This is a genomic window from Corallococcus sp. 4LFB, assembly GCF_046520365.1.
Classification (GTDB): Bacteria; Myxococcota; Myxococcia; order Myxococcales; family Myxococcaceae; genus Corallococcus; species Corallococcus caeni.
Window position 1 is genome coordinate 1 of sequence record NZ_JBKGHJ010000272.1, and the last position, 11,376, is coordinate 11,376.

The window sequence follows — 11,376 nt, forward strand, 5'->3', positions numbered from 1 at the left end:
TGCACGCGGCGCTGGAGGGAGAGCCGCTGGAGTGCGCGGTCTTCTTCTCCTCGGGCCAGTCCATCTGGGGCAACGCGGGGCAGGCGAATTACGCCGCGGGGAGCACGTTCCAGGACGCGTTTGGCGCGTGGGTGCGTGAGGCGAAGGGCCTCCCCTCGTTCGTCCTGAACTGGGGCTACTGGGGCAGCGTGGGCGCGGTGGCCAACGCGCACCATCAGCAGCGGCTGGCCCAGCAAGGCATCCTGCCCATCGAGGTCGCGGAGGGCATGGACGGCATGGAGGCGGTGCTCGCGGGAGCGGCGCCGCAGGTCATGCTCTTCAAGGCCACGCGGCCCCTCCTGGAGCGGCTGGGCGTGGACTTCAGCCGGAGCGTGGACGTGTACACGCCCGGCGCGAAGGGGCTCGATGCAAGAGCGCTGGAGGAGGCAAGCACCTGGGGCCGGCGGGCGGAGTCGGACCTGCGCGGCGCGGCCACGGCCTACGCCGACGTCGAACAGTGGGGCCGGGCGGTGCTGCTGGGCGCGCTGAAGCGCCTGGGCGCCGTGGGCTCCGCGGGCGAGGAATGGGACCTCCATGAGCAGGCCCGCAAGGCCGGCGTGGTGGAGGAGCACTCCCGCCTCTGGCAGGCGCTGATGGGCGTGCTGGAGCGGGGCGGCTACGTCAAACGCCAGGGCACCCGCATCCACGTGAGGCCGGAAGCCTCCCAGGCTCCCGACGCGAGCGGGCTGGAGACGTGGAAGCAGCGGCTGCTCGCCGCGCATCCCGACCTGGGCCACCTCATCTCCCTGCTGGCCCTCTGCCTGGACGCCTACCCGGACGTGCTGACCGGCCGCCGCGAGGCCACGGCGGTGCTCTTCCCGCAGGGGTCCATGGAGAAGGTCGAGCGCGTCTACAAGGGCAACCCCATCGCGGACTTCTTCAACGGCCTGGTGGCGAACGCGATCCGCGCGTACGTGCGGGCCCGGGTGGCGGAAGCCCCGGCGAGCGTCGTCCGGATCCTCGAAGTGGGAGCCGGAACCGGAGGCACCAGCGAGCACGTCCTGACCGCGCTCCAGGAACTGGGGCAGCACGTGCGCTACGTCTACACGGACGTCTCGGCGGGGTTCGTCCGGTACGGAGCGGAGAAGTACGGCACGGCGCACGCCTTCCTGGAGCCGAAGGTCCTGAACATCGAAGCGGACCCCAGCGCGCAGGGCATCGAGCCCGGGAGCGTGGACCTGGTGCTCGCCACCAACGTGCTGCACGCGACCCGGAGCATGGGCCGCACGCTGGGCCACATCCAGCGCATGCTCCGCGCGGGAGGACTGGTCGTCATCAACGAGCTCACCCGCGTGTGGGACTTCACGACGCTCGTCTTCGGCATGACGCAGGGCTGGTGGCTCTACGAGGAGGGCGAGGGCCGCATCGAGCACTCGCCCTTGCTCGACGGCGCCGGGTGGACCGCGCTGCTGGGCCAGGCGGGCTTCGCGAAGGCCGCCTTCGTCCCGCACGCCACGGGGGCAGGGCAGGACGTGGTGATCGCCCGGAGCACGGGGCAGGCGGTGCACGCCGCCCAGCCGGCCACCGCGCCCGAGCCCACCCGCCGGGACAAGCCCGTCCCCGCGAAGCGGAAGCAGGCCCCCACGCCGGTCCTGGACCTGCGCGCGAAGACGCTGGCCCACGTCACCACCGTGTTCTCCACGCTCCTGAAGATCGCGCCCGAGCGCTTCGATCCGCAGGCGACCTTCGAGACCTATGGCGTGGACTCGCTGGTGAACCTGTCGGTCATCAAGCAGCTGGAGAAGGACTTCGGGAAGCTGCCGGCCACGCTGCTCTTCGAGAACATGACGCTCGACATGCTGGCCACGTACTTCATGACGGAGCACGCGGAGCGGGTGCGCACCCTGTTCCAGGAAGAAGCCCCGGAGCCCGCGCCCGTCCAGGCGAAGCCGCCTGAAGTCTCCCTGCCGAGCCCGGCCCTGCCGCCCCCGCCGGGCGACACGCCGGAGGGCGACCTGGAGCGCATCCGCGCCTACGTGGAGGGCCTGTCCGGAGCGGAGCTGGACGCGGCGCTGGGACAGGTGCTGGGAACGCCCGCGCTCCAGGACCGCTAGAAAAGACAAAGGCTCCATCGTCCGGAACACGCGGGCGATGGAGCCTTGAGTTCAGGGAGCCCGTGGCTCCCAGGGGTCACGGCTGCGGCGACAGGATCTTCGCGATGGCGCCTTCGAGGCGGCTCTTGGGCACCGCGCCGACGATCTGCTCCACGACCTTGCCGCCCTTGAACACCAGCAGGGTCGGCAGCGAACGGATGCCGTACTCCTGCGACGTGTCCTGGTTGGCGTCGACGTCGAGCTTGGCGATCTTCATCTGGCCCTTGTAGCGGGTCGCCAGCTCCGCGACGGCGGGAGCAATGGCCCGGCAGGGAGCGCACCAGGCGGCCGTGAAGTCCACGAGCACGGGAACGTCTGACTCCAAGACTTCCTTCTTGAAATTGGAATCCCCGATATCCAGTACATCCGTGCCAGCCATGTTTCCTCCTGGTACCTTTACGCCCGAGACACATGCAGGGGCCGCGACCATCCTGATCCGGAACCTAAGGGCCACGCAGCGAAAAAGCACGGCTTTGGCGGCCCGGCGGTGGGATCAGTGTCGGAGAGTGGAAGACGACCCCATTCACGGAGCGAAAGGCAGGGCCAGATGCGTGAGGGAAGGGCCATCTTGGGGCGCGTGGTGTGGCGGGAGCTGACGACGCCGGAGCCGGAGAAGGCGAAGGCGTTCTACGCCGACCTCTTCGGTTGGACGTACGAGGACGCAGCCCCGGGGGCGGGGACGACCATCCGGCTGGCGGAGCAACCCCTGGGGGCCATCCGACAGGCCCAGCGGGTGGGGTTCGGGACGGGCTGGGTGAGCTTCGTGTCGGTGGACAACGTGGACGCCTCGGTGGTGATCGCCTCCGCGGACGGGGGCGGGGCGCTGCCGGGGCTCAGGGACGTGCCGGGGCTGGGCAGGGTGGCGCGGGTGGTGGACTACGCGGAGGCGATGCTCGCTGCGGTGAAGAGCCCTCCGGGGACCCCGGTGCCGCCGAAGGCGGAGGTAGGAGCCTTCTGCTGGGAGACGCTGATCACCCCCGAGGTGGCCCGGGCGAAGGAGTTCTACGGAAAGGTCTTCGGCTGGAGGCTGCAGTCCGCGGCGGACGGCGGCACCCTCTTCGCGGCGGACAGCACCCCGGCAGGCCAGGTCGCCAGCGCGGAGGAATCCCCGGACGCAAGGCAGCACTGGCGCACGCACGTCCGGGTGGACAACCTGGACGCCACGCGGGAGCACGCCGTGCGCCTGGGCGCGAAGGTCCTGGTCCCACGCAGGGAAGGCCCCGCGGGCGGGAGCCTCGCGGTGCTGACGGATCCGACCGGCGTGGAGTTCGGGCTCCTGGAGCCCGCGCGTCCGGACTGAGCGCGCGGGTCCGGGCGAAGGAAACAGCGCTACAGGTGGCGCTGGACCAGTGAGCGGAGGGGCTGCTCCGGTCCAGCGACCATGCCTTCCAGCAGGGCCTTGAACTCCTCCAGCAGCCGGGTGATGGCCTCCGCGCCGTGACGGCTCCGGTAGTAGGAGAGGACCAGCTGTAGCTCCGCGCCGGGGATGACCTCGACGCGCAGCGGGAACTCCGTCTGCGCGACGTCGTAGTTCTCCCGGGCGAGCGGATGCTTGCCCACCCAGCCCTTCCCGACCTCGAGCAGCGCCGGATCCACCGGGTAGTTCTCGAACACGATGATGCTCTCGAAGGGGACGGTGTCCGGAGACATGCCCGCGAGCTGCTGGATGCGCGGCAGGGGCGTGTACTCGTGCTGGCGCGCATCGACCTGACGGGTCTGCAGCTCCTTCAGCCAGGGCACGAGCAGCGTGCCAGGGTCCACCTGGATGCGCAGGGGCAGTGTGTTCATGCACAGCCCGACGACCGTCTCCACGTCGGCCATGTCCGTGGGCCGGCCCGAGGAGGTCACGCCGATGACGACGTCCTTCCCGCCCTGCCCATGGTGGTGCTGCAGGAGGACCCAGGCGCCCTGGACCACCGTGTTCACCGTGAGCTGGTGCTGTCGGCCCATCGCCTGGAGCGCCGCGGTGGTGGCCGCGGACAGCGTCAGGCTCTGCTTGTCGAACCGGTCCTCCTGAAGGGCCAGCGGGGCAGGGGCGGGCCCGAGGACCAGGGGCTCCGGACCCGAGAAACCGCTCAGCTGCTGCCGCCAGAACTGCTCGGACGCGGCGGCGTCCTTCTGCTGGATCCACCCGATGTAGTCCGCATAGGAGCGCCGCGCCTGGAGCGGCGGGGCCTCGTTGGCCAGGAGCGCCCGGTAGGTGAGGAACACGTCCTTCAGCACGATGGCCCGGGACCAGCCATCCAGCAGCGCGTGGTGGTTGCTCCAGGTGAAGTAGTACGTGCTCGCGTCCACGTGGATGAGCAGCAGCCGCATCAGCGGCGCCTGTGACAGCTCGAACCCGCGCCGCCGGTCCGCCAGCAGGAGCGCCGCCAGCTGCTCCCGCTGCGCATCCAGGGACAGGTGCCGCCAGTCATGGGCCTCGAGCGGCACGTCCACCGCGCGGCGCACCACCTGCAACGGTTCGTCCAGTCCCTCCCAGACGAAGCCCGTCCGGAGGACCGGGTGGTGCGCCAGCACGCGCTGCCAGGCCTCCCGGAAGCGCTCCACGTGGAGGTCACCCGGGAGCTGCATGCTGGCGTGGACGACGTAGAGCCCTGGGGCATGCGGCCCCCGCTCCCGCATCAGCATGTTCCGCTGCATGGGGGAGACGGGGTACAGCGCCTCGATGCTGGCGTCCTCCACGCGCATCCGGTCCGCGACCTGCTGCTGCCGGGCCGTGAGCCGGGGCCCCGAGGCCTCCTCCGCGGGCCGCGCGGCGACGGGCTCCACCACCTCCGCCAGCGCGGCGAGCGTCTGGTGCTGGAAGAGCTGCTTCGGGGTGAGGTGGAGCCCCGCCTGCCGCGCCCGCGCGACCAGCTGCACGCCCAGCACCGAGTCGCCGCCCAGGCTGAAGAAGTTGTCGTGCACGCTGAGCTGCTCGACTCCCAGCAGCGCGCTCCAGATGCCCGCCAGCACCTTCTCCTCGGGCGTGCGCGGCGCCACCACCGGCTGCGCGTCCTGGCGGATCAGCTGGGGGGCGGGGAGGTTGCGCCGGTCCACCTTGCCGTTGGGCGTCAGCGGCAGGGCCTCCAGGAAGACGTAGGCCGTGGGCACCATGTACTCAGGGATCCGGGCCTTGAGGGCGGCCCTCACGTCCTCCGCCGTCAGCGTCTGGCCCGCATCGGGCACGACGTAGGCCACCAATCGCTTGGGGCCCGAGCCCTCGGCCCGGGCGACGACGATGACCTCGTCGACGCCGGGGAGCTTGCGCAGGGCGGCTTCAATCTCTCCCAGCTCGATGCGCAGCCCGTTGATCTTCACCTGGTTGTCGATGCGGCCCAGCAGCTCCAGGTTGCCATCCGGGCGGTAGCGGGCGAGGTCTCCCGTCTTGTAGAGCCGCCCGCCGGGGCGCGTGCTGAACGGGTGCGGGATGAACTTCGTGGCCGTCAGCTCCGGCCGGTTCAGGTAGCCCCAGGCCACCCCCACGCCGCCCAGGTGCAGCTCCCCCGGCACGCCGATGGGCACCGGCTGCAGCTGCGCGTCCAGCACGTAGCAGAGCTGGTTCGTCATGGGCATCCCGTAGGGGATGCTCTTCCACGCGGGATCGGTCTCCACGACGTCGTAGAGGGTGGAGTCCATGGAGATCTCCGTGGCGCCGCCCAGGCTGATGACCTGCGCGCCCGCGACCACCGCCTTGAGCCGGTCCGGCAGCGAGACCGGGATCCAGTCGCCACCCAGGAGCACCAGGCGCAGCCAGCGGGGGACGCGCTCGCCGTCGGTGCCCACGCCGGCCAGGAGCATCTCCAGCAGCGCGGGCACGGAGTGCCAGACGGAGACGCGGTGCTGGACCATGAGCTGTGCCCAGTGGGCCGGGTCGCGCTCGAGCGCCGCGACGGGCAGCACGATGGTGGAGCCCGCGGCCAGCGTCCCGAAGACGTCGTACGCGGACATGTCGAAGCTCAGCGAGGACAGGGCCAGCACGGCGTCCCCGGGGCCCACCTGGAAGCGGCGGTTGAAGTCGGTGAAGTTGTTCACCCGGCCCCGGTGGTCCAGCATCACCCCCTTGGGGTTGCCCGTGGAGCCCGACGTGTAGATGACGTAGACGAGGTCCTCCGGCGTCGCCACGTGGGCCGGGTTCGTGTCCGGCTCCCGGGCGATCTCCGCCCAGTCCGTGTCCAGGCAAAGCACCCGCGAGCGCTGCGCGGGCAGCCGCTCCAGCAGCGGCGACTGCGTGAGCAGCACCGGCGCCTGGACGTCCTCGAGCATGAACTGGAGGCGCTCCTTCGGGTAGGCGGGATCCAGCGGCATGTAGGCGCCACCCGCCTTCACGATGCCCATCAGGCCCACCACGGCGTCCAGCGAGCGCCGCACGCAGATGCCCACCTTGACGTTGGGCCCCACGCCGAGCGCGCGCAGGCGGTGGGCCAGCTGGTTCGCGCGCCGGTTGAGCTCCCGGTACGTCAGCGCCTCCTCGCCGCACACGGCGGCGACGGCGTCCGGCGCCCGGTCCACCCACGCCTCGAACAGCTCATGCAGGCACGAGCGCTCCGGGAACGTCAGGTCCGTGGCGTTCCAGTCCCGCAGGAGCTGCTGCTGCTCGGGCGCGGTGAGCAGCGGCACGCGCGACAGGCGCTGGCCGGGATCCGCGGCCAGGCTTGCGAGGAGCGTGCGGAAGTGCCCCTCCATGCGATGGATGGTCGCCGCGTCGAAGAGGTCGGTGCTGTACTCCAGGGACACCTGGAGCCGCCCCTCCACCTCCATGAGATAGAGCGTCAGGTCGAACTTCGACGTCCCGCTCTCCACCTCCATGGGCGCCATCGTCAGCTCCGGCAGCGCCAGCGGCTTCGACGGGTCATTGCGGAACACGAACATGACCTGGAACAGCGGCATGTGGCTCAGGCTCCGCTCCGGCTGGATGAGCTCCACCAGCTGATCGAAGGGGAGGTCCTGGTGTGCGTACGCGCCCAGGCACACGTCCTCGACCTGCTTCAGGAACGCGCGGAAGGTCGGGTCGCCGTCGAGGTCCGTGCGGAGCACCAGCGTGTTGGCGAAGTAGCCGATGAGGCCCTCCAGCTCCGGCTGGGTGCGGTTGGCGATGGGCGTGCCCACGAGCAGGTCCACCTGGCCGTTGTAGCGGTGGAGCAGCAGCTTGAAGGCGGCCAGCATCGTCATGAAGAGCGTGACGCCCTCCTGACGGCTCACGTCCTTGAGCGCCGCCGTGAGGGGCGCGTCCAGGACGAAGAGGTGGTGCGCGCCGCGGAAGGACTGGACCGCCGGGCGGGGCCTGTCCGTGGGCAGCTCCAGCACCGGCAGGCCGCCAGAAAGCCGCGCCTTCCAGTACGCGGCCTGCTTCGCGTACTCCTCACCGCTCAGCCACTCGCGCTGCCACACGGAGTAGTCCGCGTACTGCACGGGCAGCTCCGGCAGGACCGAAGCGCGGCCCGCGGCGAGGCTCGCGTAGAGCGTGCCCATCTCCTGGAGCATCACGCCCATGGACCAGCCGTCGGAGATGATGTGGTGCATGTTCAGGAGCAGCACGTGCTCCCGCTCCGCCAGGCGCAGCAGCGTCGCGCGGACCAGGGGCCCCTTCTGCAAGGCGAACACGTGCCGTGCCTCCGCGAGCGCGTGCCGCTCCACCGCCGCGTCCTGTTCGGCGCGGGGCAGGTTCTGGAGGTCCACCACCGGCAGCGCCAGCGACAGCGCCGGCGCGATGACCTGCTCGGCGCGCCCGTCCTGGGACTGGGGCGCGAAGGTCGTGCGGAGGACCTCGTGCCGGCGGACGATCTCATTCAGGCTGCGTCGCAGCACCTCCGCGTCCAGCTTCCCCGTGAGGCGCACGTTGGTGGGGACGTTGTAGAGCGGGCTGTCGGGCTCCAGCTGGTCCAGGAACCAGAGCCGCTGCTGGGCGAAGGAGAGCGGCACGGCCACGTTCGGGGGGCGCCGGGGAACGGCCGGGCCCCGGGGGGGACCCGGTCTGGTTCTTGAGCTGCCGTGACAGCAGGGCGCGCTTCTCGGGAGGAAGGGCGGCGAGTCGCTTGGAGAGGTCGCTCATGGAGAGGTCCGTCGTGCTCGGGAGGGAGTGACGCCTACGGCTCGGGGTGGACGGCCGCGTAGCGGGGAAGGGGGAAGCGCCGGGACAGGGCGCGGACCTCCGCGCGGACGCCGGCCTGGAGGGTGGGGTTGAGGCTGTACTCGCGCGGCCCCAGCACCTCGATGCCGGAGAGGACGCGGTGGAAGAGGTCGGCGCACAGCTCCATCTCGCGCGGGCCGTAGCCTCGGCCCGCCAGCGTGTTGGTGCCCAGCCGCACGCCGCTGGCGATCTCCGCCGGGTTCTTGTCGCCCGGGATGGAGTTCTTGTTGACGATGATGCCGCAGGCCTCCAGCGCCTGCTCCGCCAGGATTCCGGTGAGGCCCCGCGCCGCGACGTCCACGAGCACGATGTGGTTGTCCGTGCCGCCGGAGATGATGCGGTAGCCGCGCTCCTGGAGCGCCTGCGCCAGCGCGCGCGCGTCCTCGACGATGCGCTCCGCGGTGGCCTTGAACCCGGGGGTGACGGCGACGGCCAGGGCCCGGGCCTTGGCCGCCATGGCGTTGATGATGGGCGCGCCCTGGAAGTAGGGGAACACCGCGCGGCGCATCAGGTCGGTCAGCGTGTGCTTGCCGTCCGGGCCCATCGCCTCATGGTCGCGCCCCAGCAGGATGAGCCCGCCGCGCGGCCCGTAGAGCTGCTTGTGCGTGCACGTGGTGGTGAAGTGGGCGTGGTCGATGGGGTTCGGGTGGAGCCCGGTGATGACCAGCCCGGCGATGTGCGAGATGTCCGCCAGCAGGTAGGCGTTCACCTCGTCGGCGATCTCCCGGAACCGGCGGAAGTCGACGACGCGCGAGTACGCGGTGGCGCCGCAGATGATGAGCCGGGGCTTGAACTCCCGCGCCATCCGCGCGGCCTGCTCGTAGTCGATGAAGCCGTTCTCATCGACGCCGTAGTGGACGGAGCGGAAGTACTGCCCGGACATGGAGACCTTGGACCCGTGCGTCAGGTGGCCGCCCGCGCGCAGGCCCATGCCCAGGATGGTGTCGCCCGGCGACAGCAGGTGCGACATGACGATGTAGTTGGCGGACGTGGCCGAGTGCGGCTGCGTGTTCGCGTACTGCGCCCCGAAAGCGGCCTTGGCCCGGTCGATGGCCAGCTGCTCGATGCCGTCGATGCGCTCGCAGCCGGCGTGGTAGCGCTTGCCCGGGTAGCCCTCGGCGGTCACGTTGACCGCCACCGAGCCCTGGCACGCGAGCACCGACGGATCGGCGATGCTGCACGAGGCGACCATCACGAGCGTGTCCTGCTGACGCTCGTACTCACCTTCGAGCAGCGCGAAGAGCGCGGGGTCTTCCTCGGCGAGGAGCTCGGTCCCGCTGCGCATGAGCTCCGAAAGGACGTTCTTGTTCACGGGAGATTCCTCTCGTTGGGATGGATGGGGAAGGAGCGGTGTCACGGCGTTCATGAGGCCTCGCTTTCGGCCAGCAGGCCTGCGGCGTCCTCGCTGGACATCGCTTCGATGTCGGCGAGCATCCGGGCCAGGGTGTCGTCATCCACCTGTTCGGCCTGCGCCTCGAGGACGACGTCCGCGATGCTGGCGACGGTGGGGCTCGCCAGCAGGCGGCGCAGCGGAAGCTCCACCTTGAAGGTGGCCTTCAGCCGGGTGGTGAGCTGGGTGGCCAGCAGCGAGTGCCCACCCAGCTCGAAGAAGTTGTCGTGGATGCCGACCCGGTCGAGCCCGAGCAGCGTCTGCCACAGGTCCGCGATGGTCTGTTCCAGTTCGCCGCGGGGCGCGACGTACTCGGTGCGCAGCTGCGGACGGGCGTGCGCGAGGTTCGCGCGGGAGGCGGTGCCGCCCGGGACCGCGCCGTCCTCCTGGAACCGCGTCCACCGGTCGAGCCGGGCCTGGAACGAGCCCGTGGACATGAGCACCTGGGCGACGGGCTCCAGGGACAGGAGGTGCTCGAAGGCCTTCACGCCTTCGGAGGAAGTGACGGTCAGCTCCTGGAGTGTCGCGCCGAGCGCGTTGTCCCGCGCAGGCGGCGCGTCCGTCCGCCAGCCCTCCCAGTTCAATGAGATCCAGGGAAAGGTGGAGGTCCGGCCGTGCGCCTGGGCGAAGACGTCCATGAACCGGTTGGCGGACGCGTACGCGGCGTAGCCGAGTCCACCCAGGACCGACGCCAGCGACGAGCACAGGATGCAGAAGTCGAGCTCGCGTCCCTCCAGCAGCGAGGCCAGCACCTGGAGGCCCCGCACCTTGGGATCGAAGTGCCAGTCACAGTCGGTGGGCACGGCCTCGTCGATGAGGCGGACGGCCCGGTCGCCCGTCGTGCCCGCCGCGTGGATGACGCCATGGAGGGGCCCGAAGCGGGCGGTGGCCGCGTCGAGCGCCGCGGACATCTGCCCCGCGTCCGCCACGTCCGCGCGGAGCACCAGGACCTCGGCGCCCAGGGCCTCCAGTTCGTCGAGTGCACGGAGCCGCTCGCGGGTCGGCGCGTCCGCCGTGCTCGCCTCCTCACGGGCCGGCACGCCGGTCCTGCCGAGGAGCACCAGCCGGGCCTGGACGGTGCGCGCCAGGTGTCGCGCAAGCTCGAGGCCGATCTTCCCGAGCCCGCCGGTGATGAGGTAGGTGCCGCGCTGCCGGAGCGGGAGGGCGGCTTCGGCGGAGGGACGCGAGGGAACCTGCTCGAAGGTCCGCACCCAGCGGTGGCTGCCGCGGTAGGCGACCTCCGCGTCCTTCACGTCGGCGAGCACTTCCTTCACGAGCCGGGCCGCGAACGTGGCCGTGCCCGCCGCATCCGTGGGGAGCTCCAAGTCGATGCTCCGGCAGGTGAGGTTCTGGTGCTCCTGGGGAATCACGCCGCAGAGGCCCAGGACGGCCGCCTTCGCGGCGTTCAGCGGCTCATGGCCGGTGACCTCCTGCGTCCCATTCGACAGCGCCACGATGCGCAGCGACTCCGAGAGGTGCTGGCTCCCGAGCGCCTGGGTGAGGAACAGGAGGCTGTAGAAGCCGAGGTCCAGGTCCCGCTGGAGAACGTCGGCGTCCGGACGCGTGAGTCCCCAACCGTGGAGGATGAGGTCCGGTGCGGATTGGCCGGCGCTCAGCTCACCCAGGAGCCGCGCGTAGTCCGCGCGGTTGCGCGGATCGATGACGAACCCGTGACTGCCCTCGCGTCGGTACTCCGCGCCCATGGAGACGGAGACGACGGAGTGACCGAGCGCTTCGAGGCG

At 70.9% G+C, this 11,376-nt stretch carries 6 protein-coding genes; 2 read left to right on the forward strand and 4 right to left on the reverse strand.

Annotated elements, in window-relative coordinates; all coding sequences use genetic code 11:
• A partial coding sequence (locus ACLEQD_RS25855; protein ID WP_410387645.1) for a KR domain-containing protein occupies window positions 1-2,093 on the forward strand: 2,093 nt, incomplete at its 5' end.
• Between the two features lie 76 nt (window positions 2,094-2,169).
• On the opposite strand, the gene trxA is transcribed toward ACLEQD_RS25855, so the two are convergent.
• Entirely contained in the window at window positions 2,170-2,511 is a 342-nt protein-coding gene (trxA, locus tag ACLEQD_RS25860) for a thioredoxin (RefSeq protein WP_410387646.1), read from the reverse strand.
• A 168-nt stretch (window positions 2,512-2,679) separates the two neighbouring features.
• Between trxA and ACLEQD_RS25865 the strand changes: the two genes are divergently transcribed.
• Entirely contained in the window at window positions 2,680-3,432 is a 753-nt protein-coding gene (locus ACLEQD_RS25865) for a VOC family protein (protein WP_410387647.1), read from the forward strand.
• A 29-nt stretch (window positions 3,433-3,461) separates the two neighbouring features.
• Here ACLEQD_RS25865 and ACLEQD_RS25870 read toward each other — a convergent pair whose 3' ends face one another.
• The 3 genes from ACLEQD_RS25870 to ACLEQD_RS25880 form a co-directional block, all read right to left on the reverse strand.
• The gene (locus ACLEQD_RS25870; RefSeq protein WP_410387648.1) at window positions 3,462-8,036 is read right to left on the reverse strand and encodes an amino acid adenylation domain-containing protein; all 4,575 of its coding nucleotides are present in this window, start codon (window positions 8,034-8,036) and stop codon (window positions 3,462-3,464) included.
• Window positions 8,037-8,200: 164 nt separating this feature from the next.
• The gene (gene glyA / locus ACLEQD_RS25875) at window positions 8,201-9,556 is read right to left on the reverse strand and encodes a serine hydroxymethyltransferase (RefSeq protein WP_410387649.1); all 1,356 of its coding nucleotides are present in this window, start codon (window positions 9,554-9,556) and stop codon (window positions 8,201-8,203) included.
• Window positions 9,557-9,606: 50 nt separating this feature from the next.
• The coding region (locus tag ACLEQD_RS25880) for an SDR family NAD(P)-dependent oxidoreductase (RefSeq protein WP_410387650.1) at window positions 9,607-11,376 on the reverse strand (1,770 nt) is incomplete at its 5' end.